The organism is Arthrobacter sp. P1_D4 (assembly GCF_056406115.1).
Genome location: NZ_JBFUAU010000011.1, coordinates 207,769 through 233,863 on the forward strand (window position 1 = coordinate 207,769; position 26,095 = coordinate 233,863).

Annotated in this window: 23 protein-coding genes; 8 read left to right on the forward strand and 15 right to left on the reverse strand. The window is 68.0% G+C overall.

The genetic code is table 11. The features are described from left to right. Window position 1: 1 nt before the first annotated feature. From allB to AC1D0A_RS12905, 10 genes are all read right to left on the reverse strand, one after another. On the reverse strand, window positions 2-1,345 hold the full coding sequence (allB, locus tag AC1D0A_RS12860) for an allantoinase AllB (RefSeq protein WP_243180660.1): 1,344 nt from the start codon (window positions 1,343-1,345) through the stop codon (window positions 2-4). Next, window positions 1,338-2,552: a glycerate kinase gene (locus AC1D0A_RS12865; RefSeq protein ID WP_476945973.1), complete on the reverse strand. Its 1,215-nt coding sequence runs from the start codon at window positions 2,550-2,552 to the stop codon at window positions 1,338-1,340. Before AC1D0A_RS12865 ends, allB begins: the two co-directional genes overlap by 8 nt. A gap of 1 nt (window position 2,553) precedes the next feature. After that, window positions 2,554-4,344: a glyoxylate carboligase gene (gene gcl / locus AC1D0A_RS12870; protein WP_476945974.1), complete on the reverse strand. Its 1,791-nt coding sequence runs from the start codon at window positions 4,342-4,344 to the stop codon at window positions 2,554-2,556. A 161-nt stretch (window positions 4,345-4,505) separates the two neighbouring features. After that, window positions 4,506-5,384 (reverse strand): 2-hydroxy-3-oxopropionate reductase, encoded by an 879-nt coding sequence (locus AC1D0A_RS12875; RefSeq protein WP_476945975.1) that lies wholly within the window; start codon window positions 5,382-5,384, stop codon window positions 4,506-4,508. Between the two features lie 95 nt (window positions 5,385-5,479). After that, complete coding sequence (locus AC1D0A_RS12880; protein WP_476945976.1) at window positions 5,480-6,280, reverse strand: hydroxypyruvate isomerase family protein; 801 nt, start codon at window positions 6,278-6,280, stop codon at window positions 5,480-5,482. Between the two features lie 282 nt (window positions 6,281-6,562). After that, window positions 6,563-6,724 (reverse strand): glycine zipper domain-containing protein, encoded by a 162-nt coding sequence (locus tag AC1D0A_RS12885; RefSeq protein WP_162159054.1) that lies wholly within the window; start codon window positions 6,722-6,724, stop codon window positions 6,563-6,565. 145 nt (window positions 6,725-6,869) lie between these two features. Further along, window positions 6,870-7,682 (reverse strand): bifunctional allantoicase/(S)-ureidoglycine aminohydrolase, encoded by an 813-nt coding sequence (locus AC1D0A_RS12890; RefSeq protein ID WP_028275486.1) that lies wholly within the window; start codon window positions 7,680-7,682, stop codon window positions 6,870-6,872. Continuing rightward, window positions 7,679-8,965, reverse strand: coding sequence for a DUF6986 family protein (locus tag AC1D0A_RS12895; protein ID WP_476945985.1), 1,287 nt, complete (start codon window positions 8,963-8,965; stop codon window positions 7,679-7,681). The genes AC1D0A_RS12890 and AC1D0A_RS12895 overlap by 4 nt, the downstream gene beginning before the upstream one ends. A 66-nt stretch (window positions 8,966-9,031) precedes the next feature. Beyond that, complete coding sequence (aceB, locus tag AC1D0A_RS12900) at window positions 9,032-10,630, reverse strand: malate synthase A (protein ID WP_476945977.1); 1,599 nt, start codon at window positions 10,628-10,630, stop codon at window positions 9,032-9,034. 35 nt (window positions 10,631-10,665) lie between these two features. Then, window positions 10,666-12,078, reverse strand: a complete 1,413-nt coding sequence (locus AC1D0A_RS12905; RefSeq protein WP_476943203.1) for an NAD-dependent malic enzyme — start codon at window positions 12,076-12,078, stop codon at window positions 10,666-10,668. Between the two features lie 206 nt (window positions 12,079-12,284). On the opposite strand from AC1D0A_RS12905, the gene AC1D0A_RS12910 reads away from it, so the two are divergent. Further along, window positions 12,285-13,040, forward strand: coding sequence for an IclR family transcriptional regulator (locus AC1D0A_RS12910; RefSeq protein WP_028275490.1), 756 nt, complete (start codon window positions 12,285-12,287; stop codon window positions 13,038-13,040). A 96-nt stretch (window positions 13,041-13,136) separates the two neighbouring features. Here AC1D0A_RS12910 and AC1D0A_RS12915 read toward each other — a convergent pair whose 3' ends face one another. Both AC1D0A_RS12915 and pucL read right to left on the reverse strand, forming a co-directional pair. Further along, complete coding sequence (locus tag AC1D0A_RS12915) at window positions 13,137-14,654, reverse strand: nucleobase:cation symporter-2 family protein (protein ID WP_476945978.1); 1,518 nt, start codon at window positions 14,652-14,654, stop codon at window positions 13,137-13,139. A gap of 108 nt (window positions 14,655-14,762) precedes the next feature. Further along, complete coding sequence (gene pucL / locus AC1D0A_RS12920) at window positions 14,763-15,671, reverse strand: factor-independent urate hydroxylase (RefSeq protein WP_243180668.1); 909 nt, start codon at window positions 15,669-15,671, stop codon at window positions 14,763-14,765. Between the two features lie 382 nt (window positions 15,672-16,053). Here pucL and AC1D0A_RS12925 point away from each other — a divergent pair, with 382 nt between their 5' ends. The 6 genes from AC1D0A_RS12925 to AC1D0A_RS12950 all read left to right on the forward strand — a co-directional run bounded on the left by AC1D0A_RS12925 (window position 16,054) and on the right by AC1D0A_RS12950 (window position 23,104). Then, entirely contained in the window at window positions 16,054-16,236 is a 183-nt protein-coding gene (locus AC1D0A_RS12925) for a hypothetical protein (RefSeq protein WP_243180669.1), read from the forward strand. Between the two features lie 284 nt (window positions 16,237-16,520). Further along, on the forward strand, window positions 16,521-17,015 hold the full coding sequence (locus tag AC1D0A_RS12930; protein WP_459385715.1) for a nucleoside deaminase: 495 nt from the start codon (window positions 16,521-16,523) through the stop codon (window positions 17,013-17,015). Window positions 17,016-17,032: 17 nt separating this feature from the next. Then, window positions 17,033-18,298 (forward strand): XdhC family protein, encoded by a 1,266-nt coding sequence (locus tag AC1D0A_RS12935; protein WP_476945979.1) that lies wholly within the window; start codon window positions 17,033-17,035, stop codon window positions 18,296-18,298. After that, window positions 18,289-19,245, forward strand: coding sequence for an FAD binding domain-containing protein (locus AC1D0A_RS12940; RefSeq protein ID WP_476945980.1), 957 nt, complete (start codon window positions 18,289-18,291; stop codon window positions 19,243-19,245). The genes AC1D0A_RS12935 and AC1D0A_RS12940 overlap by 10 nt, the downstream gene beginning before the upstream one ends. Further along, complete coding sequence (locus AC1D0A_RS12945; protein ID WP_476945981.1) at window positions 19,242-22,094, forward strand: molybdopterin-dependent oxidoreductase; 2,853 nt, start codon at window positions 19,242-19,244, stop codon at window positions 22,092-22,094. The genes AC1D0A_RS12940 and AC1D0A_RS12945 overlap by 4 nt, the downstream gene beginning before the upstream one ends. A 26-nt stretch (window positions 22,095-22,120) precedes the next feature. After that, window positions 22,121-23,104, forward strand: coding sequence for an aldo/keto reductase (locus AC1D0A_RS12950; protein WP_243180673.1), 984 nt, complete (start codon window positions 22,121-22,123; stop codon window positions 23,102-23,104). Between the two features lie 93 nt (window positions 23,105-23,197). Here the strand turns inward: AC1D0A_RS12950 and AC1D0A_RS12955 are convergent, their stop codons facing one another. Continuing rightward, window positions 23,198-23,722: a DUF488 domain-containing protein gene (locus AC1D0A_RS12955; protein ID WP_243180674.1), complete on the reverse strand. Its 525-nt coding sequence runs from the start codon at window positions 23,720-23,722 to the stop codon at window positions 23,198-23,200. Between the two features lie 91 nt (window positions 23,723-23,813). On the opposite strand from AC1D0A_RS12955, the gene AC1D0A_RS12960 reads away from it, so the two are divergent. After that, window positions 23,814-24,458, forward strand: a complete 645-nt coding sequence (locus tag AC1D0A_RS12960) for a uracil-DNA glycosylase (protein WP_476943196.1) — start codon at window positions 23,814-23,816, stop codon at window positions 24,456-24,458. Between the two features lie 8 nt (window positions 24,459-24,466). On the opposite strand, the gene nboR is transcribed toward AC1D0A_RS12960, so the two are convergent. Both nboR and AC1D0A_RS12970 read right to left on the reverse strand, forming a co-directional pair. After that, window positions 24,467-25,090 carry a nicotine blue oxidoreductase gene (gene nboR / locus AC1D0A_RS12965; protein WP_476943195.1) on the reverse strand — a complete coding sequence of 208 codons (624 nt, stop codon included), beginning with the start codon at window positions 25,088-25,090 and terminating at the stop codon, window positions 24,467-24,469. A gap of 21 nt (window positions 25,091-25,111) precedes the next feature. Then, window positions 25,112-26,095, reverse strand: a 984-nt coding sequence (locus AC1D0A_RS12970) for a transketolase-like TK C-terminal-containing protein (RefSeq protein WP_476945982.1), incomplete at its 5' end; no start/stop codon positions are given.

Genomic DNA, 26,095 nt, shown 5'->3' on the forward strand with positions numbered 1-26,095 from the left:
CTCACACGCCGCCGCGGCGGATCAGCTTGCCGGCCGGGGTCCGGCCGTCGATCAGGGTGCCGCGGAGGTAGGTCTGCCGGACGACGCCGGAAAGCGCCTTACCGTCATACGGGGTGATGGGGTTCTTGTGTTTGAGCTTGGAGACATCCACAACGAAAGCCTCGTCCGGGGCAAATACGGCGAGGTCGGCGTCGTATCCCAGCGCCAGTTGGCCTTTATTGCCAAGGCCGGCGAGTTGGGCCGGCTTTGCCGCCATCCACGAGAGAACCTGCTCGAGCGGGATGCCGCGGTGTCGGGCCTCGGTCCAGATCAGTGACAGGCCCAACTGCAGCGAGGAGACGCCGCCCCAGGCCACGGCGAAGTCACCGTTTTCCAAGTCCTTCAGGTCCAGGGTGGACGGGGAGTGGTCCGAGACGATGCAGTCGATGGTGCCGTCCTGCAGGCCGGCCCACAGCAGTTCGCGGTTGGAGGCTTCGCGGATCGGCGGGCAGCACTTGTAGGCGGTGGCGCCGTTCGGGATTTCCTCGGCCGTCAGCGTCAGGTAGTGCGGGCACGTTTCCACGGTGAGGCGAACGCCGTCGCGCTTGGCGGTGGCGATCATGGGGAGCGCGTCGGAGGAGGAAAGGTGCAGGATGTGGGCGCGGGCTCCGGTCCAGCGGGCCCGTTCGATGACCTCGGCGACGGCCTTGTTCTCGGCCCCGCGCGGGCGGGAAGCCAGGAACGTGGAGTAGTGGTCGCCGCCGGGGTGGGGCGCGTGGTCGATCGCGTGGGAGTCCTCGGCGTGGACGATCATGAGCGAGTCGAAGGACTTGAGCTCGGCCATGTCCTGTTCCATTTCGTCCGCTTCCAAGTGCGGGAACTCGTCCACGCCGGAGTGCAGCAGGAAGCATTTGAAGCCGAAAACGCCCTCGTCGTGCAGCGGCCGCAGTTCGTTCTTGTTGCCCGGGACGGCTCCGCCCCAGAAGCCGACGTCCACGAACACCTGGTCCCCGGCCACCTCCCGCTTCAGTTTCAGGGCCTCCACGGTAGTGGTGGGCGGGATGCTGTTCAACGGCATGTCAATGATGGTGGTGACGCCGCCGGCCGCTGCCGCCCGGGTGGCGGACGCGAATCCCTCCCACTCGGTCCGGCCGGGCTCATTGACGTGCACGTGGGTGTCCACGAGGCCCGGCAGGAGGGTCTCGTCGTCGGCAAGCTCAATGACTTCACGGCCGGAGAGGCCGTTGCCCAACGGCTCGATCGCGACAATCACGCCGCCGCGGATGCCGACTTCCCGGGCGGCGATGCCGGCGGTGGTCAGCACCCGCTGCCCGCGGAAGACGACGTCGTAGGTTTCTTCAGACACTGAGGGTCTCCTTTCCCGGAGCACTGTCCAGGGCGCGGGCGCCCTGCGCGGAGGGCGCCACGTTGGCCAATTGCTCGCCGAGTTGCCGGCCGAGGCGCTCCAGCAGCGCCGCGGCGTCGGTTATACATGTGTCTACATTGCTTTCCAGCTCCGTCAAAGCGTGGACTGCGAGGAACCCGGAACTGCTGATCTGCTCCGGGGTCAGGACGGACCGGCCGCACACCGCGACCACCGGAACCTTGGCGCGGCGCGCCGCCCGGGCAACGCCCACCGGAGTCTTGCCCAGGAGGGTCTGTTCGTCGAGGCTGCCTTCGCCGGTGATCACCAGATCCGCGCCGGCCAGCCGCTCGGCCAGCCCTGTGAATTCGAGGACGACGTCGATGCCGGGCCGGCGGGTCGCGGCCAGCACTGCGATGGCTGCGTAGCCCACGCCGCCGGCAGCCCCGGCACCCGGAGCGTCCGCAGCCTTCCGCGCGCGGGGCCCGATTTCGGCGCAGAGCACGTCCACAAAGCGGCCCAGGGCGGCGTCGAGGGCTGCTACGTCCTCGGGGGTAGCGCCCTTCTGCGGGCCGAAGATCGCAGCGGCGCCTTGGGCACCAAGCAAAGGGTTGTCGACGTCGCTGGCGAGTACGAAGCGTGCCTCGTCCAGGCGGGCATCGAAGCCGGAGAAGTCGATCCAGGCCAGCCGGGCCAGGGCCGCACCGCCGGGCGGAAGTTCGTTGCCGTCGGCGTCGAGGAGCTTGGCACCGAGTCCCTGGAGGACCCCGGCGCCGCCGTCGGTGTTGGCGCTGCCGCCGACGCCCAGGATGATCTGCCGGCACCCGGCGTCGAGCGCGGCCCGGATCAGTTCGCCGGTTCCCTTGCTGCTGGCGCCATTGGCGGAGTCGGAATCAGGGCGGCCGCCCCCGCCGCCGGCCAGGACGGCGAGGCCGGACGCGGCGGCCATCTCAATGACCGCCTCGCGTCCGCGGACCGCGAACTCCGCCCGGATCGGCGCTCCGGTGGGGCCGCTGACGACGGCGCTGCGGCGGGTGAAGCCGGAGCCGACGGCGGCATCGAGGGTGCCCTCGCCGCCGTCGGCCACGGGAATCCGCAGTACCTCCAGATTGCCCCCGCAAGCCCGCTGCAGCCCTGCTTCGAGGTGCCGGGCGACGTCCGGGGCCGAGAGCGATCCCTTGAACTTGTCGGGCGCTATGACGACGCGCATCTCAGGCCTGCAGGGCCAGAATGGCGGTGGGGGCGTCCTCGGCGGTCTCGGCCAGGGCCTCGAACTCGTTGACGGCGCTGATTTCGGTGCCCATGGAGATGTTCGTGATCTTCTCCAGGATGACTTCCACCACCACCGGAACCCTGAACTCGCCCAGGAGCGCCTTGGCCTTGTCGAACGCGGCAGGCAGGTCTTCCGGGTTTTCCACCCGGATCGCCTTGCAGCCCAGGCCCTCGGCCACCTTAATGTGGTCCACGCCGTAGCCGCTTGCGGTTGCAGAGAGATCCGTCGAGTTGATGTTCTCAAACGCCAGGGACACGTTCTGTTCCATGTTGAAGCCGCGCTGGGACTGGCGGATCAGGCCGAGGTAGGAGTTGTTGACCACAACGTGGATGTACGGCAGGTTGAATTGGGCGCCCACGGCCAGTTCCTCGATCATGAACTGGAAGTCGTAGTCACCGGAGAGGGCAACCACGGTCTGGTCCGGCTTGCCCCGGACCACGCCCAGCGCGGCGGGGGCGGTCCAGCCCAGCGGGCCTGCCTGTCCGGCGTTGATCCATTTGCGCGGGCCGAACACGTGCAGCATCTGGGCGCCGGCGATCTGCGACAGTCCGATGGTGGACACGTACGTGGTGTCCTTGCCGAATGCTTTGTTCATTTCCTCGTACACGCGCTGCGGCTTGATCGGCACGTTGTCGAAGTGGGTCTTGCGGTGCAGTGTGGCTTTGCGCCCGGAACATTCGTCAACCCAGGCGGTGTAGTCCGGCAGGGACCCGGCGTCCCGGCGTTCCCGGGCCAGCTCCAGCAGCCCATCCAGGGCGGCGCCGGCGTCGGAGGCGATGCCGAAGTCCGGGGAGAACACGCGGCCGATCTGGGTCGGCTCGATGTCGATGTGCACGAACTTGCGGCCTGCGGTGTAGGTGTCCAGGCCGCCGGTGTGGCGGTTGGCCCAGCGGTTGCCGATGCCGATCACGAAGTCGCTGCGCAGGAAGTTCTCGTTGCCGTACCGGTGGCTGGTCTGCAGGCCCACCATGCCGGCCATGAGTTCGTGGTCATCCGGGATCGCGCCCCAGCCCATCAGGGTGGGGATCACGGGGACGCCCAGCAGCTCGGCCAGGTCCACGAGCTGGGCCGAGGCTCCGGCATTGATGATGCCGCCGCCGGCCACGATCAGCGGGCGCTCGCCTGCGGTGAGCATGTCCAGTGCCATTTCCAGCTGCTTCCGGCTGGCCCGGGGCTTCTCCACGGGCAGGGGCTCATAGGTGTCGATATCGAATTCGATCTCGGCCATTTGCACGTCGATCGGCAGGTCCAGCAGGACCGGGCCCGGGCGGCCGGAGCGCATCAGCTGGAAAGCTTTCTGGAAGGCCCCGGGAACCTGGCCGGGTTCAAGGATGGTCATGGCCAACTTGGTGACCGGCTTGGCGATGGACTCGATGTCCACGGCCTGGAAGTCCTCCTTGTGCAGCTTGGCCACGGGTGCCTGGCCGGTGATGCAGAGCATCGGGATGGAATCGGCCCACGCCGCGTACAGGCCGGTGATCATGTCCGTGCCCGCGGGGCCCGAGGTGCCGATGCAGATGCCGATGTTGCCGTCCTTGGCCCGGCTGTAGCCGTCGGCCATGTGGCTGGCGCCTTCAACGTGGCGGGCCAGGGTGTGGCGGATGCCGCCGTGGGCCCTCATGGCCGAATAGAACGGGTTGATCGCCGCGCCTGGCAGGCCGAACGCCTCGGTGGCGCCCTCCTTTTCCAGGATGGCGACGGCTGCGTCTACAGTGCGCATCTTCGTCATGGTGTGCTCCTTGAAAGTCTGTTTTTGGGTGTGCTGAAGGGAGGCCCGGCGAACCGTCGCGGGCACCTCTTGTTGGGGGGAGGTCGGGCCGCCGTCGTAAATCTCGACGCCGGGCCGGTGCGTTCGTGTCGAAGTGCCCCTTGCCGGGGCGGCAGCGCCGCTTAGTTGCGGCCGCTGAGCTTCAGGACCTGCTTGAAGAGGCCCGAGTGGTCCAGGCCGCCGTCGCCCTGGTTGACGGTGGCGGCGACGAGCTGCGCGACGATGGCGCCGAGGGGGACGGCGACATTGGCCTCGCGGGCCGCGGAGGTGACGATGCCGAGGTCCTTGTGGTGCAAGGCCAGGCGGAAGCCGGGGTCGAAGTTGCGGTCCAGCATCTTCTGGCCCTTCTGCTCCAGGACCTTGGAGCCGGCCAGGCCGCCGCCGAGGACCTTGAGGGCGGCGTCCGTGTCCACGCCGTAGGCCTCGAGGAAGGCGATCGCCTCGCCAAGGACTTCAATGTTGACGGCCACGATCAGCTGGTTGGCTGCCTTGACGGTCTGGCCGGAGCCGGAGGGCCCCACGTGGACGATGGTCTTGCCGACGGCGGCCAGGACATCCCGTGCCGCCTCGAAGTCGGCGGCGTCACCTCCCACCATGATGGAGAGCGCGGCGTCGATGGCGCCTTGTTCGCCGCCGGAGACCGGGGCGTCGAGGGGACGGATCCCGGCGGCCCGGGCGTCGTCGGCGAGGCGTTTGGCGACGTCGGGGCGGATGCTGCTGGCATCAACCCACAGGGCGCCCGGCTTGGCGTTGGCGAACACGCCGTAGGGACCGCTGACCACGCCTTCGACGTCGGGGGAGTCCGGCACCATGGTGATGACCACGTCGGCGTCCCTGACGGCCTCCGCGATGCTCGCGGCACCCTTGCCGCCTTCGGAGACGAGCTTGTCGGTCTTGTCCTGGCTGCGGTTGAAGCCCGTGACCGTGTGGCCGGCCTTGACGAGGTTGACGGCCATGGGCAGGCCCATGATACCGAGGCCGATGACTGCGATGTTGCTCATTGTGGTTCTCTTTCTGAAGTCTTTGTGTGCGTTTTAGCGCGGGTGTGCTTATGTGCCGGGGGAGGCGGGTGCGTGCTGTTTGGTTGGCGGGGCGGTTATGGGGACACGCGCTGGCGGATGGCCCAGCTGAACGCGGTCTGCGCCGGTTCCTTGTATTCGAGGCCGATGTAGCCTTCGTAGCCGAGTGCGCGGCTGCGGGCGATCCATTCGCCGAGGGGAAGCTGCCCGGTTCCGGGAGCCCCGCGGCCGGGGTTGTCGGCGATCTGGATGTGGCCGAAGTCCTTGGCGTGCTTTTCGATGACGGCGGCGACGTCGTCACCGTTCACGGCCAGGTGGTAGAAGTCCGCGAGGAGTTTGACGTTCCCGGCGCCGGATTCCTGCTTCACCCGGGCGATGACGTCGAGGGCGTCCTGTGCCTTGAGCAGGGGGTACCGGGGGGCGCCGCTGACGGGTTCCAGGAGGACCGTACCGCCGATGCGGGCCACGCCGGCAGCCGCCGTCGCAAGATTTTCGGCGCCAGTGGCGTCCTGCTGCTCAGCAGATTCGCCGTCAATACGATTGCCGTAGAGGGCGTTGAAGGCCTTGCAGCCGAGGCGCTCACCGATGCCGGCGACGACGTCGATGTTGTCCTGGAACTCGGTGGAACGTGCCGGCCAGGAGACCAGGCCGCGGTCACCGCCCGGCATATCGCCCGCGTTGAAGTTCAGGCCTGTGAGCTGCACGCCGGCGTCAGTGATGGCGTTCTCAAACCGGGCAACCTCGACGTCGGTGGGGACGGATGTCTCGAAGGGCCACCAGAATTCGACGGCGTCAAAACCAGCGGCCTTCGCGGCGGCCGGGCGTTCCCAGAGGGGGAACTCCGTCAGGAGGATGGAGCAGTTCACGGTGTACGTCATTGTGGGTTCCTTCCGGTGTGGGCGGGAGCTGGATCCCGGGCACCTTTGCCTTGCAGATCCTCTTGCCTGTTTTCCGCTTTGTGGAATTAAGATTCTGCTTTATGAAAAGTGTAGGGAAGGTTGGGCCGGGGAGTCAAGGGGTGAGCGAATGCGGGGTGTGGCTGCGGGGTGAGGCGCGCGGGACCCCAATATTCTTGGCCCGGCACCTCAGGGCGCGGGAGCCTACGGTAGTTCAGGCTCCGGCAGTTCAGGGCGCGCGGGCAGCAGATGCCGCGAAATTCCCTAGCGCTTCGTAGGGTCCTTCCGGATGCCCAGGCCCACGAGTGCGCCGACCCCGAGGCCGATCAGCAGACCCGTGAACGGCTTGTCGACGGTGGTGACCCCGATGGCGAAGCCGAGGGCCGCGCCGAGGAGCATTCCGATCCACAGGGATTCGTACTTCACAGCCTCAGGCTAGCAAGCATCGCCCGGGCCGCAAGGGCTCCGGGCTGGGTGACCAGATTTGGTGCGGAGGCGCGACCGGCGGAACCACGGAGGAGTCCGCCACTACGTGGATCGGTATTGGTGGATCGGTATTGCTGGATCGGTCTTAGGTCAGGCGGATCTGGCGGTTGACGTCCTTGTACAGCAGGTACCGGAAGTTGCCCGGACCGCCGGCGTAGCACGCCTGGGGGCAGAAGGCACGCAGCCACATGAAGTCGCCGGCCTCCACCTCCACCCAGTCGTCATTGAGCCGGTAGACGGCTTTGCCTTCCAGCACGAAGAGGCCGTGCTCCATGACGTGGGTTTCCGCGAAGGGGATGGAGGCGCCGGGCTTGAGGGTGACGATGTTGACGTGCATGTCGTGGGCGAGGTCCTCCGGGTCCACGAAACGCGTGGTGGCCCAGGCCCCGTCGGTGTCCGGCATCGCCCGCGGTGCGACGTCCTGGTCGCGGGTTACAAAGGATTTCGCCGTGTAGCCGTCCAGCGGCTCGTAGGCCTTCCGGATCCACTGGAAACTGGCGATCTCCCCGGACTCGTTCGCCACGGACCATTGCGCCCCCGCGGCGAGGTAGGCGTAGCCGCCCTCGCCCAGCCTGTGGATTTCCCCCTCAAGGGTCAGTGCCAGGGCGCCCTTGGTCAGGAAGATGACGCCTTCGACGCCGGCCTCCGGCTCGGGCTTCTCCGAGCCTCCGCCCGGTCCCACCTCGACGATCAGCTGCGAGAACGTCGTGGCAAAACCGGCGATGGGCCGGGCCAGGATCCAGGAGCGGGTGTTGGTCCAGCCGGGCAGTTTGCTCGTGACGATGTCCCGGAGCACGCCCTTCGGAATGACGGTGTAGGCCTCCTTGACCACGGCCCGGTCGGAGAGGATCTGGGTCTGCGGCGGAAGCCCGCCTTCGGGGTAGAAATAGTTACTCATGGGTGCGTTCCTTTTGCGGAGGGAGTGGAGGTGTTGGCCAGCCGGGGGTGGGCCAGCGCGGTGAGTTCGGGGAGCCCGACGCCGGCCAGCGCCAGGACTTCTTCGGTGCCGACGGCGCCGCACTGGACGCCGCGCAGCACGAAGGCTGCCAGGGCCCGTGCGGTGGCGGGTTCGTCCAGAACGCCGCCCGCAGTTTGGTCCACGTAATTGCGGAGCCGGGCAGCGGCGGCCGGGAGCCCTTGCCGGTAGAAGGCGTAGGTTGCGGCGAACCGGCTGGGCAGCTGGGCGGGGTGGAGGTCCCAGCCCTGGTAGTAGCCGCGTTCCAGCGAGCGGCGGACCAGCCGGCCGTGGAGCTGCCAGGCCTGCTCCACGTTCCCGCCCACCGGGATGATGTTGGTGGAGCCGTCGGAGAGCCGGATCCCGGTGCCGGCCGCGGCAAGCTGCATGACTTCCTTGGCAAAGTCCGCCACGGGATGTTCCATGGACTGGTATTCGGCGGAGATCTGCAGCGATGCTGAGTAGTCGTAGGTGCCGTAGTGCAGCCCGCTGATCCGGCCGGGCACCGCGTGCGGCAGGCGCGCCACCGGCGAGGTTCCGTCCGGGCCCAGGATGAGCTGCGGCGTTTCCACCTGCACCTCAAAGCGGAGCCGGCCCGCGGGGAGCGAGTGGACTTGCTCGAGCCGGGACACGGCGAAGGCCATGGCCTCCACCTGCGCCACCGTGGTGACCTTGGGCAGGGTGAGGATGAGCCCGTCCGGCAGTTCGCCGGCCGTGGCCAGCTGCGAGACGAAGAGATCCAGGGTCCGCAGGCCCCGGGCGCGGGTGGCGGCCTCGAAGCACTTGAAGCGGATCCCGATGAACGGCGGCGCGGTACCGGCGGCGACGGCGGCGGCCACGGCGGATGCCGCGGCGACAGCGGCGGCGTCCTCGGCGTCGTCGCCCCGGTCCCCGAACCCGTCCTCAAAGTCCAGGCGGAGGTCCTCGATCGGCTCGCGTGAGAGCTTGGCCCGGACCCGCGGTGCGACGGCGGCGGCCAGTTCGGTTTCCTGGCCCTGCAGAGCGCACAGGCTTTCGACGCCGCCGCGGGCGTCCACCGCGGCGAGGGCCTGGGCGCCCCAGTCCGCGGCGAACTCCGGGCCGAAGCGGTCGGCCGGAACGTAGACGGTGTGCACCGGCTGGCGGGAGCCGTCGTCGCCCGGGTAGCTGCGCTCCAGCAGCCGGTCGGTGTCGGCGAGCTGCGCATCGATCCGGGCGAGGTCGGCCCCGGAGAGGGCCGGCGTCACCGGACCCTGGCTCTGCAGATGGCTGCGTGGTTGCGGCCTGGCACTGGCGGAGGTGGCTGCCATGCCTCAGCCCACCAGCTCGTAAGCCGGCGTGGTGAGGAAGTCCGTGTAGTCCTCGGACAGGCAGATGTCGCCGATGAGCTTGCTGGCGGGCAGGTAGTGCTTCACGAAAGCTTCCTCGCCCACCTCGCCCCGGAGCTTCTCGGTTTCCTCGGCCAGGATCCCGGATACCAGCTCGCGGGTGACGGTCCGGCCAGTGTCGGCGAGCACAGAGTTGTTGCGGATCTGCTGCCAGACCTGGGACCGCGAGATTTCCGCCGTCGCCGCGTCCTCCATCAGGTTGTGGATGGCGACCGCGCCGTTGCCCGAAATCCACACCGCTGTGTAGGCGACGGCAACGTAGAGGTTCAGGCGCATGCCTGCCTCGGTGACCGTGCCACGGGCGGAGGCGACGTCCAGGAGCTGGTCCGCGGTGACCGAGACTTCCGGGCGCTGCCTGTCCAGCTGGTTCGGCCGCTCGCCCAGGACGGCGTCGAAGACGTCCCGGCAGACCGGCACCAGGTCCGGGTGGGCCACCCAGGAACCGTCAAAGCCGTCGTTCGCCTCACGGGTCTTGTCCGCGCGCACTTTCTCGAACGCCTGGGCTGTCACCTCGGGTTCGCGGCGGTTGGGAATGACGGCCGCCATGCCGCCCATGGCGAAGGCGCCGCGGTGGTGGCAGGTCTTGACCAGCAGTTCGGTGTAGGCACGCATGAACGGCGCGGTCATGGCCACGGTGGCGCGGTCCGGCAGCACAAAGCGCGAGCCGGCGTCACGGAAGTACTTGATGATGCTGAACAGGTAGTCCCAGCGGCCGGCGTTCAGGCCGGAGGCGTGGTCGCGGAGTTCGTAGAGGATCTCGTCCATTTCGAATGCTGCGGGGATGGTCTCGATCAGGACGGTCGCGCGGATGGTGCCTTGCGGAATGCCGAGGTAGTCCTGGGCGAAGACGAAGACCTCGTTCCACAGCCGGGCCTCGAGGTGGCTCTCCATCTTGGGCAGGTAATAGTACGGGCCATGGCCATTCTTCAGCAGCTGCCTGGCGGTGTGGAAGAAGTGCAGGCCGAAGTCCACCAGGGCGCCTACGGTGTGTTCGCCGTCGATCAGCAGGTGGCGCTCTGCCATGTGCCAGCCGCGCGGGCGGGCGACAACGACGGCCAGCGGGGCATCGGTCCGGAGCGTATATTCCTTGCCCTCGGGGGACGTGTAGGCCAGGGTTCCCGCCGCGGCGTCGCGGAGGTTCAGGATTGATTCGATCACGTTGGACCAGGTGGGAGTGCTGGCGTCCTCGAGGTCCGCGAGCCAGACCTTGGCCCCGGAGTTCAGGGCATTAATGGCCATCTTGGCCGGTGCGGCCGGACCCGTCATTTCCACCCGGCGGTCCTGCAGGGCTGTCGGGGCCGGGGCCACCGTCCAGTCGCCTTCACGGATATCACGGGTTTCCGGCAGGAAATCGAGCCGGCCGGTGCGGGCCACCTCGTCGCGTTTGACCGCGCGGGCCTTGAGCAAATCCCCGCGGGTGGTGGCGAAACGCTGGTGCAATTGCTCAATGAAGGCCAGCGCCTCGGGTGTGAGGATCTCCTCCGCGCGGTCAACGGGGCGGCGGGCTGAAATGGTGAGGGCCATTGTGGTCCTTCCTGGTCGGTGAAGCAGGCGGCGAATCAGGCGTGGGTCAGCGCGGCGGCCGGGACCGTCGCATGGGCAGCCGCGACAACCGCCGCGGCGACGTCGGCGGCAACGTGGGGGTCGAAGACGCTGGGAATGATGTAGCTGGCATTGAGCTCGTCGTCGGCGACCCGGTTGGCGATCGCCGCGGCGGCGGCCACCAGCATCTCGGGGGTGATGTCCGCCGCCCCCGCGTCCAGCAGCCCGCGGAAGAACCCTGGGAAGGCCAGGACGTTGTTGATCTGGTTGGGGAAGTCGCTGCGGCCGGTCGCCACCACAGCGGCGTGCCGTGATGCGACCACCGGGTCGATTTCCGGCGTGGGGTTGGCCATGGCGAACACAATAGCGTCGTTGGCCATGGATGCCACCTGTTCTTCGCCGATCACGTGCGGTGCGCTGACGCCGATGAAGACGTCGGCTCCCTTGAGCGCCTCGTGAAGGGTGCCGGAGAAGCCCCGTTCGTTGGTGTTCTCGGCAATCCAGGTGCGGTGCTCGTCGCTGTACTGTTCGCCGAAGTGGATCGCTCCCGATCGGCCGGCGGCGATGATGTTGCGGGCCCCCTGTGCCTTTAGCAGCGCGATAATGGCGGAGCCGGCGGCGCCGACGCCCGAAACGACAATCCGGACCTCGGAGAGTTTTTTGTCCACCACGCGCAGGGCGTTGGTCAGGGCTGCCAGCGTGACGATTGCGGTTCCGTGCTGGTCGTCGTGGAAGACCGGGATGTCGAGCTCCTCGCGGAGCCGGGTTTCGATCTCGAAGCAGCGCGGAGCGGCGATGTCCTCAAGGTTGACCCCGCCATAGACCGGGGCGAGCGCCTTGACGATCCGGATGATTTCCTCCGTGTCCTGGGTGTCCAGGCAGACCGGCCAGGCGTCGACGTTGGCGAACTGCTTGAAGAGCGCGGCCTTGCCTTCCATGACCGGCAGTGCGGCGGCCGGGCCGATGTTGCCGAGGCCCAGGACGGCGGAGCCGTCGGTGACGACGGCGATGGTGTTGCGTTTGATGGTCAGGTTCCGGGCGGCCTCAGGGTTTTCCGCGATCGCCAGGCAGACGCGGGCGACGCCGGGGGTGTAGGCGCGGGAGAGGTCGTCGCGGTTGCGCAGCGCGACCTTCGGCACAACTTCCAGCTTGCCGCCGAGGTGCATCAGGAAGGTTCGGTCCGAGACGTTCCGGACCGTGACGCCGTCGAGCGCGTTGAGCGCGTCCTTGACACGTGCGGCGTGCTCGTCGTCCGTGGTGTTGCAGGTGACGTCGACTACCAGGGTCTCGTGGTGGGATTCGGTGACATCCAGGGCCGTGATCGCGGCGCCGACCGCACCGACGGCGGCGGCCAGTTCGCTGGTGGCGGTGAAGCTCGAGGGCGCCTCCACGCGCAGGGTGATCGAATTTCCGGGGCTGGGATTCGCCATTGAATTTTCCTCCTAGTCGGCCCGCGGACGGGCTCTTACTGCACTAACTTATTTCGTATGATGGATATTATTATCTACTTTGTGGAAATACAACCCCCCCGGGGTCCGTCGGCGGCGGGGGCGGTACTGTATCTTGTGTCCACTAGGCACTTTTTTCACGATGTGGATAAAATTTGTCGTAAGCAACCCCTCAGGAGAGCAAAGTTATGGCGGAGAAAGCCCCCGGAGGCGTGCAGTCCGTTGAACGCGTCTTCGAACTTCTGGAACTGATCACCGATGCCGGCGGCGACGTCACCCTCAGCGAACTCTCGTCCTCCACCGATCTGCCGCTTCCCACCATCCACCGGCTGCTGCGCACCCTCGTCACCCTGGGCTACATCAGGCAGCTGCCGAACCGCCGCTATGCCCTGGGCCCGCGCCTGATCCGTCTGGGCGAGGCGGCGAACAAGCAGCTCGGGGCGCTCGCCCGGCCGCAGCTCCAGTCCCTCGTGGAACGGCTCGGGGAAACCGCCAACATGGCTGTGCTGGACTCTGACATGGTGATGTACGTGGCCCAGGTCCCGTCCCTGCACTCCATGCGGATGATCACCGAAGTGGGCCGCCGCGGTTACATGCACGCCACCGGCATGGGCAAGGCGATCCTGGCCCAGCTGGACGATGAGACGGTGCGTGGCATCGTGACCCGGAAGGGCATGCCCACACCCACACCGAAGAGCATCGGCGACGTCGAATCCCTGCTCGCCGACTTGAAGCTGATCCGCAGCCGCGGCTATTCGATCGATGAGGAAGAGCAGGAGATCGGCGTCCGCTGCTTCGCGATTGCCATCCCCAACGCGCCGACCCCCGCGGCGATTTCCGTCTCCGGGCCCGTTTCCCGGGTGGACGAGACTTTCGCGGACCGGGCTGTGCCGTTGCTGCGCGAGGCAGCCCTGGCGATCTCCCAGGACCTCAACAAGAGCTGACATCTAGCGGCCGTGCCGCAGTCCGCCAGGCCAGGTTGCGGCCCCTTTTCCTTCACGGGGAGGGGCCGCAACGCTCATGCCGGTGGGGCGCAGGGACTAGTGCTCGGATGTCGCGGCGGACTCCACCGGGACTTCCTTGCCGTCGCAGTCGATCAGTTTGCCGTTCTCGTAGCGGTCGCCCTCGGCCAGGCACTGGAGGTCTTCCTCGCGGATGACCCGGCCCGTTCCGGCCACGAAGACCGACTGGTTCTCCGAGTTGCCCTTCTTTAGGTGGTTGAAGAGCAGGTTCAGCGCGATGGCCATGACCGCTGCGGAGCTGATGCCGGAATGGAAAATCGTTGCGAACCAGCTGGGGAACTTGTCGTAGAACGTGGGGGCGGCGATCGGGATCATCCCGAAGCCGATGGAGGCGGCGACGATGATCAGGTTCATGTTGTTCCGGTACTCCACCTTGGCCAGGGTCCGGATGCCGCTCGCGGCCACCGTGCCGAAGAGCACGATCCCCGCACCGCCCAGGACGGCTGTGGGGACCGCCGCGACCACGCGGCCGAGCACCGGCAGTAGGCCCAGCAGCACCAGGATGACGCCGCCGGCCGCCACCACATAGCGGCTCTTGATCTTGGTGACGGCGACCAAGCCAACGTTCTGGGCGAACGCGCTCTGCGTGAAGGAACCGAAGACCGGCGCCACGAGGCTGGAAACCATATCTGCCCGCAGGCCCGCGGCGATCCGCTTCGAATCGACCCGGGTGCCCACGATTTCGCCGACGGCCAGGATGTCGGCCATGGTCTCGGTCAGGATGACCAGGACCACGATCAGCATGGAGATGATGGCGGCAGCCTCGAAGGTGGGTGCGCCGAGGTGGAACGGTGCGGGGAAGGCGACGATCGGGCCGTCACCAACCTTTGAGAAGTCCGCCATGCCGGTCACGACGGCCACCCCGGTTCCGGCGACCATGGCCAGCAGGATGGACAGGCGGGAAATGGTGGCGCTGCCGACCTTGCTCAGCAGGAGCACGAGGGCCAGGGTGACGGCCGCCAGCCCGATGTTGGCCACGCTCCCATAGTCCGCCGCCTTCTTGTTCCCGCCCATAGCCCAGTTGGCCGCCACGGGCATCAGCGTGAGGCCGATGGTGGTGATGACTGTGCCGGTGACCACCGGCGGGAAGAACCGGACAATCTTGGAGAACACCGGGGCGATCAGCAGCCCGATGGCTGCAGAGGCAATGACAGCGCCGAAGACGGCCGGGAGGCCGCCTCCGCCGGTGACGATGGCGACCATGGTCGCCACGCTGGCGAAGGAGACGCCTTGGACCAGGGGCAGCTGGGAGCCGAAGAACGGCACGCCCAGGGTCTGGAGCAGCGTTGCCAGGCCGCCCATGAAGAGGGCCGCGGCGATCAGGACCCCGACGTCGGCCGGGGCCAGGCCGGCGGCCTGGCCGACGATCAGGGGGACGGCGATGATGCCGCCGTACATGGTCAGGACGTGCTGGAAGCCGTAGGCGAAGCTACTTCCGACGGAGAGCCGTTGGTCCTCGGGGCGGAGAGTGCCGCCGGTGCCGCCGGTGCCGCGGGTGCGTGGCAGCCGGGCGGTCAATTTTTTGCGTGCGTTCATGGCAGACCTTCTTGGTTCATGGCGGACGTCGTTGTCCGGCTAACAATGTCTGGCTAACGGGTGCCGGAGTGCCGGCGCCGGAGGCCCGGGCCGGCCGGCCCGGGAGTCCTAGCAGAAGCCGGCGATCCCGGACCAGGCGATTTCTGCGGGGCTGGCGTCTTCACGCTGGACAGTGGCCTCGATCAGGCCGTAGGGGCGGTCGGCGGCGAAGAAGACCTCGTTGGGGTTGTCGAGGCCAAAGGGCGAGAGGTCGACGAGGAAGTGGTGCTTGTTGGGCATGGAGAACTTGATCTCGTCGATCTCGGTGTGCGCTTCCAGGACCTTGGCGCCCATGTCGAAGAGGGTCTGCTGCAGGGCGTGGGAGTAGTTTTCGCTGAAGCCCTCCAGCAGCAGGCTCTTGACGTCCTCGTAGCTCTTGTTGAAGTCGAACGTGCCGAAATCGGTGCCGGTCCTGAAGCGCCAGCGGGCCGATACGTCCGTGGCGAGGATGCGGTCGGACGTTTCCGGGAGGGTGGTGTACTTGTCCCGCGGGAAGCCGCTGAACCCGGACTGGGTCGACTTCAACACGGTGAGGTCCTTGAGCCCGGCGATGAGGTGCTCGGTACCGCTGTCGCGGACAAGGACCGCGGTGCGGACTTCCTGGCCGCTGCGGACGAAGGAGTGGTCGTGCCCGGTCCCGTGGGCCTGGATCCGGTCCCATTTGTAGGATTCGGCTGCCCAGCGGCCGCCGGTGACCCAGTCGAAGTTCGAGGTGAAGTGCTTGCCTAGCCGCAGCAGGAAGGCTTCCGGGGAGCCGATGCCGTCCCGGGCGAAGGCATAGATGGTGTTCTTTTGGGTGTCCGTGGCCACCACATGGCTGTTGTCGCCTTCGAGGTGGGCAGCCGCGAAGTCCCCGCGCAACTGCGAGGTGACATTCAGGTCTTCGATTTCATGGCGGTCGGTGTCCCTGGTGATCTTGACGACCCGGACTTCGGCTTTTCCGTACTGGTTGTGGCCGAGGACGATCTTGTTGCTCATGGTCTGATTCCCAACTTCAGGTATGTGGCACCAAAGTCCCACATAGAAATTAAGCGCGTGTTTCCCGCGCGTTTCTCATTCCGTCGGCCCACAAAAAAGAGCCGACATCAGTTGATGCCAGCTCATTACGACCCTGCCTGCTGCTCCCAGGTTACGTGACCTGCGCCACGAATTGGGATTAAGCGTAGCCCGGTCCGGGCGTGGTGTACATCACTTTTCGAAAAAACGGTTTGTGACCGCGGCGGCCAACGCACTTGACCACCGGCTCCGCCCGCCCCTACTCTTTTCCACATAACAATAAATTATTTCCAAAATGTGGAACTCTTCGGCGTGCTTCGACTCGGTGCGGAGAAGCGCCCACGCAATGCATGAGGAGGAATCCATGAACTCGCAGGAGACGGACAGTGCCGTTGAATTTCCGGCGCCCGGGGTGGAGCTGTACCTGCCGTTCGCCGCCACGGACTTCGGCGCCACGGACCCAGACTTCTACATTCCGGCCGACTGCGAGCGGAGGGACCGCGGCTTTTCCCGGTGGCTCCGCGCGCTGCCGCTCTTTGGCCGGTAGGCGTTTCGTTTGGGCGGTAGGGCGGTTGGGCGGTGGCAGGGCCTTGGCGTGAAGACCCGGAAATAGAGATTTCACATAACGAAAACAGGCTTCCCTCAAATTGGGCGCGCCGCGCGGACATCCCGGTGCTACTGTCGATCTTGCCAACGGCGGGCAGCCCGGGACGCGGGAAGCTATCTACCAGGCGCAACCTTCAAGGCACATGCTGAAGACTGGTCACCGTCGCATACGGCCCTTGCGTACCCGTCACGGTGTACAGGCTTCCGCAGGTAGGGAGTGGCGGCATGACTACAACCGATACGGCCCAGAAGTTCCTGGCGAGATCCATCGAGTTGGCCACGGCCAACGTCCTGAACGGCGGCGGCCCGTTCGGCGCAGTGGTGGTCACTGCGGACGGGCTAGCGTTCGAAGGCGTCAACCGCGTCACCGCCACCAACGATCCCACGGCGCACGCCGAGGTCACGGCCATCCGGCAGGCCTGCAGCGAACTTGGCACTTTCGATCTCAGCGGAGCCACGCTCTACTGCAGCTGCGAGCCGTGCCCCATGTGCCTGGCGTCCGCACTGTGGGCGCGGGTGTCACGCGTGATGTTCGCCGCGGACCGGCACGATGCCGCGGCTGCGGGGTTCGATGACGCCGTCTTCTACGAATACTTCGAAAACGACCGGCGCGACACGCTCATGCCGGTGGGCAGGCTGCAACTGACAGACCCGCAAGCGCCCGCGGCACTGGATCCCTTCAAGGCCTGGAACTCGCTTGAGTCCCGGACCGACTACTAGCGCCGGGGACTGCGGCCATGTTGGATCTGCTCCCGCACCTGGGCACATGGCGGCCGGCCGCGTCCGGGCAGCTCTGCGCGGTGGCCACCGTCGTGGGCACTGCCGGATCAGTGCCGAGGCCCGTGGGCACCTCCATGCTGGTCTCGGAGACCGGCGAGGTGCTGGGCAGCCTGTCCGGTGGATGCGTTGAAGGGGCCGTTGTGGAAGCGGCCCTGGAGGCAATGCGCGACGGCGGGACGCGCCGGGAGTTCTTCGGCTACAGCGCCGAGGACGCGTTTGCCGCCGGGCTGACCTGCGGCGGCGGGCTGGAAATCCACATCGAACCCCTGGGCGCAGGGCCCGGCCGGCTGCGGCTGGACAGCCTGCAGGCCCTGGCCGGGAGGCATCCGGCCGGGGCCGCGCTGATCCGCAGGATGGACGCCGGCGGACGCGGCGCCGTCGTGGTTCCAGACCCGGCGGCCTTCCAGGTACTGCAGTCGGCCGAACTCGCCGCGATGCTCGGTGCGGGCGGTTCCGCCGGTGCCGGGCTCGCGATGCGGGCGGCAGCAGCCCAGTTGGAACCGCTGCTGAGGGGAGGCCGTACAGGGCTGGTCCGGCTCGCGCCCGCGGGGGAGCGCCAGCAGGAACCCGTGAGCCTGCTGGTGGAGAGCCGGCTACCGGCACCGCGCCTGCTGATCTTCGGCGCCAATGACTTCGGTGCGGCACTCGTGCCGGCCGCGAAACTCCTGGGCTTCCATGTCACGGTGTGCGATGCGCGCCCGGCGTTCGCACAGCAGGACAGGTTCGGCGCCGCGGACGAGGTGGCCACGGCCTGGCCGCACCGGTACCTGGCGGACCAGGCACGGGCCGGCCGCACCGACGCACGGACGGCCATCTGCGTCCTCACGCACGATCCGAAATTCGATGTCCCGCTCCTGCAGGCCGCGCTCGGCCTGGACGTGGGCTATGTCGGCGCCATGGGGTCCAGGCGAAGCCACCGCGGGCGGATGGACGCTCTGCGGCAGGCCGGCGTGGCCGACGGCGACCTGGCCCGGCTGCACTCACCCATCGGCCTGGACCTCGGCGCCGTCACGCCGGAAGAGGTCGCGGTGTCCATCACGGCAGAACTCGTGGCCAACCGGAGCAAGGCCGCCGGGCTGGTCCAGGGCAGCGCGTCCCTGAAGGATTCCAGCGGCCCCATTCACCACTACGCCCGAAATCACCAAGACAGCAGTCCTCAAGACAGCAGCCATCGCGACAGCAGCGCCGGCATGCCGGCATCCCAGGAGGCCCAGTGGACATGAACACCATCGAGGCCGTGCTCCGCACCGCGGATCCGGCGCAGTGGCGCGAAGGGGACGCCTGGCTCGCAGGGGGCACCGTGCTTTTCTCCGCGGGGAGCCCCGCCCCCGGACAGGAACCGCTCCGGCGCCTCCTGGACCTCGGCTCCACGGACTGGACACCCCTGGCGTTGTCGGCGGACGGCATCGAGCTGGCGGCAACCTGCACCATCGCGCAACTGTACGCGTTCCCCGGCTCGGCCGCCGGCCGGGGGCTGGCCGGGAACTGGCCCGGCGTGGAACTCGTCCGCCCCTGCTGCGAGTCCTTTGTGGCCTCCTTCAAGGTCTGGACCATGTCCACGGTGGGCGGCAACCTGTGCACTTCCCTGCCGGCCGGGCCCATGATCTCGCTTTGCGCGGCGCTCGACGCCACGGCCACCATTCTGGGCCCCGGCGGCGCCCGCCGCAGGCTCCCGGTGCTGGACTTCGTTACGGGCGACGGGACGAACTGCCTCGCTCCCGGCGAGCTCCTGCGCAGCGTGAGCCTGCCGGCGGCGGCCCTGTCCTCCCGGGTTGCCTTCCGCCGGCTGTCGCTGAGCAACCTGGGCAGGTCAGCGGTGCTGCTGATTGGAAGGCTCGACGCCGGCGGCGCCCTGGTCCTGACCGTCACCGCAGCCACCAAGCGCCCCGTGCAGCTGCGCCTGGGGTCCTCCGCGGCGGCGCTCGCCGGCGCCCTCACTGATGCTCTCTCCGAGGCCTTGGATGCCGCCATCCCGGATGACCTGTACCACGACGACGTCCACGGCCTGCCCGCCTGGCGCAAGGACATGACGTACCGGCTGGCCCATGAAATCCAGGCCGAACTCACCACCCCGGCAGGCCGCGACCCGTTACGCATAACCGGTGACTTCTGGCCGCCGCGGGGCAGGACCCTGAACGGTGGACCCCGGACGGAAGGTGCCAGAGCATGAGAATCGAGATCAACGGCATCCCGGCGCAGGCCGAACCCCGGCCCGGCCAGTGCCTGCGGACGTACCTTCGCGAACAGGGGAACCTGGGTGTCAAGAAGGGCTGCGACGCCGGCGATTGCGGCGCCTGCACGGTGCATGTGGACGGGGTGCCGGTGCACAGCTGCATTTATCCCGCCGTCCGCGCGGAAGGCCGCGCGGTCACCACGGTGGAAGGATTGGCTGCCGCCTGCGCCTCCGGCGCCTCCGGTGACCCCAACAGCGCCGCACTTCATCCGATGCAGCAGCAGTTCCTGGACCGGCAGGGTTTCCAGTGCGGTTTTTGCACGGCCGGCATGGTGATGACGGCCGCGACGTTCGATGAGGAGCAGAAGGCGGACCTGCCGCGGAACCTGAAGGGCAACCTGTGCCGGTGCACCGGGTACACGGCCATCGAGGACGCCGTCTGCGGGAGGGGGAGCCGCCCGGTCACCTCTGGAACGGACCCCTCTGGCCCGGACACGGCGGCCGCGGGGCCAGGCCGGCCGGAGCCGCGCCAGGGACAACTGGGCGACGACGCTCCTGCCCCCGCCGGCCTCGCCATCGTCACGGGGCGGGCCCGCTACACCCTGGACGTCCCGGCCGAAGAGCTGCCCGGGCTGCTGCACGCGAAACTGCTGCGCTCCCCGCATGCCCACGCCCGGATCCGCTCCATCGACGCAGCAGCCGCGCTGGCGATTCCCGGCGTCGCGGCGGTCTTCACCCATGAGGACTCCCCGGCGCAGCTGTTTTCGACCGCGCAGCACGAGCTCTACACGGACGACCCGGACGACACCCGCGTCTTTGACGACGTCGTGCGGTTCACCGGCCAGCGCGTCGCCGCCGTCGTCGCCGGGACGGTGGCGGCGGCGGAGGCAGGCGTGCGGGCCCTGAAGGTCGACTACGAGGTGCTGGATGCGGTCTTTACCCCGGAGAACGCCATGCTCCCCGGCGCCCCCGCCCTCCACGGGGACAAGGACGCAACCACGGCCCGCATCAGCCGGCCGGAGCGGAACGTCGTCGCGGAACTGCATTCCGAGCTCGGCGATATGGCGGCCGGGTTCGCCGCGGCGGACTTCATCCACGAACACACCTACCGGACTCAACGGGTGCAGCACATGGCGCTCGAAACCCATGCCTCCATCGCCTCCATCGGCGGTGACGGGCGGCTGCTGATCCGCACCTCCAGCCAGGTACCGTTCCTGGTGCGGCGCACCCTGGGGCGGGTGTTCGGCCTGCCGGAAGAGCAGATCCGGGTGGTTGCCGGACGGGTGGGCGGCGGTTTTGGCGGCAAACAAGAGGTGCTCACCGAGGACGTTGTCGCTCTGGCGGCCCTGAAGCTCAACCGCCCCGTGCAGCTTGAATTCACCCGGACCGAACAGTTCACCGCCGCCACCACCAAGCATCCCTTCACCATCCATCTCACGGCCGGCGCCAGCCGCGACGGGAGGCTGACCGCACTGAAGCTGGAGGTGCTCACCAACACCGGCGCCTATGGCAACCACGCCACCGGGGTCATGTTCCACGGCTGCGGCGAGTCGTTGGCGGTGTACAAGTGCGCCAACAAGAAAGTGGACGCCCACGCCGTGTACACCAACACCGTGCCGTCCGGTGCCTTCCGCGGCTACGGGCTCAGCCAGATGATCTTCGCGATCGAATCCGGCATCGACGAGCTCGCGGCAGCGATCGGCATGAACCCCCTGGAGTTCCGCCGCCGGAACATGGTCCGGGAAGGCGACGACATGCTGTCCATCCGCGACGAGCCCCAGGAAGATGTCCGCTACGGAAGCTACGGCCTGGACCAGTGCACGAAGCTGGTAGAGGACGCCCTGGCCCGTGGACGGGAACGCTGCCGCGCGGCCGGCCTCGACAGCCCGGGACCGGACTGGGTGGTCGGGGAGGGGACTGCCCTGTCCATGATCGACACCGTCCCGCCACGCGGCCACTATGCCCACTCCAGGCTCCGGCTCCTGCCCGACGGGACCTACGCCGCCGACGTCGGGACGGCAGAATTCGGCAACGGCACCACCACCGTCCACGCGCAGCTCGCGGCCACCGCGCTGTCCACCTCCGCCGCCCGCGTCACCCTCCGGCAGTCCGACACCGACCTCGTGGACCACGATTCGGGCGCGTTCGGATCTGCCGGCACCGTGGTGGCCGGCAAAGCGACGCTGGCCGCCGCAGAGGACCTCGCCCTCCGCATCCGCGCCTTCGCCGCCGGCCTCCGCCGCGTGCCGCCCTCCGGCTGCGTCCTGGACGGGGACGCCGTGGTCTGCGAGGGAACCCGGGTGCCCCTGACGGATATTTACGACGCCGCTGAGCAGGCCGGCGTCGAGCTCGCCGCCGAGGGGCGTTGCGGCGGGACGCCGCGCTCGGTGGCGTTCAATGTCCAGGGCTTCCGGGTGGCGGTGAACACCGGGACGGGGGAGCTGCGGATCCTGCAGAGCGTGCAGGCGGCCGATGCCGGCGTGGTGGTCAACCCGCGCCAGTGCCGCGGCCAGATCGAAGGCGGGATCGCGCAGGCCCTCGGCTCTGCGCTCTACGAGGAGGTCACAGTGGACGACGCCGGCCGCGTCACCACCGACGTCCTGCGGCAGTACCACGTCCCCTCCTTCGCCGACGTGCCGCGCAGCGAGGTGTACTTCGCCGACACCAGCGACAAGCTGGGCCCGCTGGGCGCGAAGTCGATGAGCGAGAGCCCGTTCAACCCGGTGGCGCCGGCGCTCGCGAACGCCATCCGGAACGCCACCGGCGTGAGGTTTTCCGAGCTGCCCATCTCCCGGGACAAGATTTACCTGGCCCTGAAGGAGGCGGGGCTGGTTCCCCCGCTTTGAGGCCGTTAACGGCCTATAGTCGGACGATGGAACAACGAATCTTGGGCAAAACCGGACGAAACGTCTCCACCGTCGGGCTGGGGACCTGGCAGCTCGGCGCGGACTGGGGCAACGTGGACCCCGCGCAGGCGCAGGCCATCCTGGCGGCCTCCGCCGAAGCGGGCGTCACGTTCTTCGACACCGCGGACGTCTATGGCGACGGCCGCAGCGAGCAGGCCATCGGCGCGTTCCTCGCGGACAACCCCGGTCTGGACATCACGGTGGCCACCAAGATGGGCCGGCGGGTGGAGCAGCGGCCGGAGAACTACAACCTCGCCAACTTCCGCGAATGGACGGACCGGTCGCGGCGCAACCTGGGCGTCGAGCAGCTGGATCTGGTCCAGCTGCACTGCCCGCCCACCGCCGTGTACAGCAACGACGAGGTCTACGACGCGCTGGACACGCTCGTGGCCGAGGGCGCCATCCGGAACTACGGCGTCAGTGTGGAGCGGACCGAGGAAGCCCTCGAGGCCATGCGCCACGAAGGCACCGCCACCGTGCAGATCATCCTCAACGCCTTCCGGCTCAAGCCGCTGGACAAGGTGCTGCCCGCGGCTGAGGCCGCCGGCGTGGGCATCATCGCCCGCGTCCCGCTCGCCTCCGGGCTGCTCTCCGGAAAATACACTGCGGACACGACCTTCGCCGAGGACGACCACCGGAACTATAACCGCACCGGCTCAGCGTTCGACGTCGGGGAGACCTTCTCCGGCGTGGACTTCGGCCAGGGCCTCAAAGCGGTGGCCGAGTTCGAGGAACTGGTGCCCGACGGCGTCAGCACCGCCCAGGCGGCCATCGCCTGGATCGCGGCGCAGGACGGCGTCAGCACGGTGATCCCGGGCGCGCGGAACGTGGACCAGGCGCGCGCCAACGCCGCCGCGGCGGATGTCAGCGGCATTGACGCCACCTTCGACGTCGGCGTCCGCGAAATCTATGACCGCTACTTCCGCGAATCGATCCACCCCCGCTGGTAGACCCTCCTCAAACCAATGCAGGGTCAGAAACGGCCCATGGCGGCGTGGTTCAGGGCCGTAGCTGACCTCGCGTTGTGGTTGGCGTAGCCGACGTTAGGCCGGCGGGTACCACACCCGCTTCCCCTCAACGCGGGCGAAGGAAGTCAGGGTGTGGGGTTTCGCGGACTTTTCCGTCATGATGTCCAGCACCCCGACATTCCGGACCAGGAGCGCGTCACCGATCAGCGAGCGGTGGCAGCGCCACGGGACGGCTTCCGCGCACATGATTGCCGAATCGTTGGCCCGCCCGCGGTCCAGCAGCTGGTCGATGGCCGCGGAGAATTCTTCGGTCTGCATGTAGTCCGCATATCCCCGAAACGACGCGTTGCGCCAGGCGCCGTTGGGGCTGTCCTTCCGGGCGTGCCGCAGACCACCGAGGGATTCCATTCGCCGGTAGGTGATTCCGCTGGCCCGCACGCTCGCGGCCAGCGCGTCCCCGTTGAACTGTGGATTGTGGCGCGACTTCGGGACGGTGCGCACGTCGATCAGCTTCTTGACGCCGTGGGCCTGCAGGATGCCGATGAATTCGCCAATGGGATGAGTGGAGTGCCCCACCGTGAAGATGGTCATGTCCGTCATCCCCCCATGCTAAAGCGGCTCGCCTGCGCCGACGGTGTAGCGGCCCGGATATTCTGGAGGACCTACCGGCTGTCAACGAAACGGGTACGGAATGACTTCATCCTCCATCGATGGCTTTGTTGACCGTCTTGCGGCCGTGGCAACAGGACCCGGGTGCAACAACTTCTTCGATCACACCGCGCCGGGAAATGCGCAGCGCCGGCGGAACCTGACCATCTACCTGCGGGAGATGCAGGACCGCGACCCCAAGGTCCTGCTCGTGGGGGAAGCCCCCGGTTACAGGGGCATGGGGATCACCGGGGTTCCCTTCACGAACCGCACCATGTTCGAGGGCCCCGCCAACGAGTTTGGGCTTTTCGGGCCGGGGAAGGGCTACGTGCTCCCGGCGGAAGCTGCGGGAATCGCTGCGGAGCCGACGGCCACGGTGATGTGGCAGGTGCTGGCCGAGCTGGAATTCCTGCCCCTGCTGTGGAGCGCCTGCCCGTGGCACACCCACGTGCCCGGGCGGCCGCTGTCCAACCGCACGCCAAAGGCTTCCGAGGCTGCGCTGGGAACTCCGTTTTGGCAGGCGCTCGCTGAGGCGTTCCGCATCGACACCGTGGTGGCCGTGGGCAACGTGGCCTACCGCAGCCTGCAGCGCAGCGGCATGGACGTGCCGAAAATCAGGCACCCGGCGCACGGCGGCCGGTCCGGGTTCAAGCGTGGACTGCAGGAGTTTTTGGCTCACTCGCGCTAAAACCGGCGCTAGTCCAGGAGGTGCAGCTGGTCGGCAGAGTCGAGGTCCTCGCCGTTGGAGAGGTCGCTGCAATCCACCAGATCAACCAGGTCCGGGTGGGCCCGCAGGAAATGCCGGGCGCCGGCGTCGCCCGTAGCGGTTTCCGCGGCTTCGGTTCGAAGACCGGCATCGAGCAGCAGCGGGTGTCCCCGCTGCAGTTTCCCGTCCGCGTCGCGGTAGGCGGCCGCCGTCACCCGGCCTGGCCGGTGGGACCCCAGCAGCCGGGTGACGGTCTTTTTGGTCAGGCCGGGCTCGTCCACCAGCGCAATGAGCACATGGTCCTCCGGGGCCGCAGCGGTGATACCGGCCCGGAACGAGCTGCCCATCCCGCTGGCCCAGTGCGGGTTGTCGATGACCCGGTGCCGGCCGAGTTCGGTGGCGGCGCGGACCCTTGCCGCATCCGCGCCAAGCACCACCACCACCTCCCGGCAGCCGCCCGATAGCAGCACGTCAGCGAGCACTTCGACCAGCGTGCGGCCGCGGAGGGGGAGCAATGCCTTCGGCCCGAGCCCCAGCCGCGTCCCGGCTCCGGCGGCCAGCAGCACCGCCGTCGTGCCGCCGGATCCGGTGCCGTGCGCTCTGCTGTCGCTCATCTGCCCACCATAACGCGCTTCTCAGGCGTCGCCGCCCGCTCCGCCGGTGGTCCCGGCGGTGACGTCCAGGAGCTTGTAGCGGTCTATCGCGTAGGCGGGCACCCCGCCGTCGACCTCTCCGCGCGAGGCCAGCAGCTGGAGGGTCTTCACTACAATCGAGTGCGTGTCGTTCTTGAAGAAACGGCGGGCCGCGGCGCGGGTGTCGGAGAAGCCGAAGCCGTCCGCGCCGAGCGAGGCGAACTGGTGCGGCAGGAACTGCCGGATCTGGTCCGGCACGGCCTTCATGTAGTCGGTGACCGCCACGACCGGCCCGGTGGCACCGGCGAGCTGCTGGGCCACGAACGGGACGCGGGCGGGCTGGCCGGGGTTGAGGAAGGCCTCTTCCTCGGCGGCCATGGCGTCGCGGCGGAGTTCGGTCCAGGAGGTCACGGACCAGACGTCCGCCGAGACGCCCCAGTCCTCGGCGAGGATCCGCTGGGCTTCGAGGGCCCACGGAACGGACACGCCGGAGGCCAGGATCTGGCTTTTAGGCCCGTCAAAGTCCGACGCCGACACCCGGTAGATGCCTTTCAGGACACCGTTGACGTCGAGGTTTTCGGGTTCGGCCGGCTGCACGATCGGCTCGTTGTACACCGTGAGGTAGTACATCAGGTTCCGCGACGGATCGTTGCCGGCAATTTCTTTCCCGGCTTCGCCGCGCCCATACATCCGCTCCAGGCCGTCCCGGATGATGTGGCCCATTTCGTACCCGAACGCCGGGTCGTAGGTGATGACGGCCGGGTTGGTTGCCGCCAGGATCGGGGAGTGCCCGTCGGCATGCTGCAGGCCTTCGCCGGTCAGCGTGGTGCGTCCTGCCGTGGCGCCGATGATGAACCCGCGGGTCATCTGGTCGGCGGCGGCCCAGAAGGAATCGCCGGTGCGCTGGAAGCCGAACATCGAGTAGAAGACGTAGACCGGGATGAGCGGTTCGCCGTGGGTGGCGTAGGACGTGCCGGCGGCGGTGAA

Excerpts from the sequence above, each read along its gene's own strand:
- AC1D0A_RS12925 (WP_243180669.1), top strand. The coding sequence starts at position 16,054 with ATGAACTCGCAGGAGACGGACAGTGCCGTTGAATTTCCGGCGCCCGGG.
- AC1D0A_RS12890 (WP_028275486.1), bottom strand. The coding sequence starts at position 7,682 with ATGAGTAACTATTTCTACCCCGAAGGCGGGCTTCCGCCGCAGACCCAG.
- AC1D0A_RS12930 (WP_459385715.1), top strand. The coding sequence starts at position 16,521 with ATGACTACAACCGATACGGCCCAGAAGTTCCTGGCGAGATCCATCGAG.
- AC1D0A_RS12955 (WP_243180674.1), bottom strand. The coding sequence starts at position 23,722 with ATGACGGACATGACCATCTTCACGGTGGGGCACTCCACTCATCCCATT.
- pucL (WP_243180668.1), bottom strand. The coding sequence starts at position 15,671 with ATGAGCAACAAGATCGTCCTCGGCCACAACCAGTACGGAAAAGCCGAA.
- AC1D0A_RS12945 (WP_476945981.1), top strand. The coding sequence starts at position 19,242 with ATGAGAATCGAGATCAACGGCATCCCGGCGCAGGCCGAACCCCGGCCC.
- AC1D0A_RS12865 (WP_476945973.1), bottom strand. The coding sequence starts at position 2,552 with ATGCGCGTCGTCATAGCGCCCGACAAGTTCAAGGGATCGCTCTCGGCC.
- gcl (WP_476945974.1), bottom strand. The coding sequence starts at position 4,344 with ATGACGAAGATGCGCACTGTAGACGCAGCCGTCGCCATCCTGGAAAAG.
- AC1D0A_RS12880 (WP_476945976.1), bottom strand. The coding sequence starts at position 6,280 with ATGACGTACACCGTGAACTGCTCCATCCTCCTGACGGAGTTCCCCCTC.
- aceB (WP_476945977.1), bottom strand. The coding sequence starts at position 10,630 with ATGGCCCTCACCATTTCAGCCCGCCGCCCCGTTGACCGCGCGGAGGAG.
- AC1D0A_RS12875 (WP_476945975.1), bottom strand. The coding sequence starts at position 5,384 with ATGAGCAACATCGCAGTCATCGGCCTCGGTATCATGGGCCTGCCCATG.
- AC1D0A_RS12910 (WP_028275490.1), top strand. The coding sequence starts at position 12,285 with ATGGCGGAGAAAGCCCCCGGAGGCGTGCAGTCCGTTGAACGCGTCTTC.
- AC1D0A_RS12950 (WP_243180673.1), top strand. The coding sequence starts at position 22,121 with ATGGAACAACGAATCTTGGGCAAAACCGGACGAAACGTCTCCACCGTC.
- AC1D0A_RS12960 (WP_476943196.1), top strand. The coding sequence starts at position 23,814 with ATGACTTCATCCTCCATCGATGGCTTTGTTGACCGTCTTGCGGCCGTG.
- AC1D0A_RS12935 (WP_476945979.1), top strand. The coding sequence starts at position 17,033 with ATGTTGGATCTGCTCCCGCACCTGGGCACATGGCGGCCGGCCGCGTCC.
- AC1D0A_RS12905 (WP_476943203.1), bottom strand. The coding sequence starts at position 12,078 with ATGGCGAATCCCAGCCCCGGAAATTCGATCACCCTGCGCGTGGAGGCG.
- nboR (WP_476943195.1), bottom strand. The coding sequence starts at position 25,090 with ATGAGCGACAGCAGAGCGCACGGCACCGGATCCGGCGGCACGACGGCG.
- AC1D0A_RS12915 (WP_476945978.1), bottom strand. The coding sequence starts at position 14,654 with ATGAACGCACGCAAAAAATTGACCGCCCGGCTGCCACGCACCCGCGGC.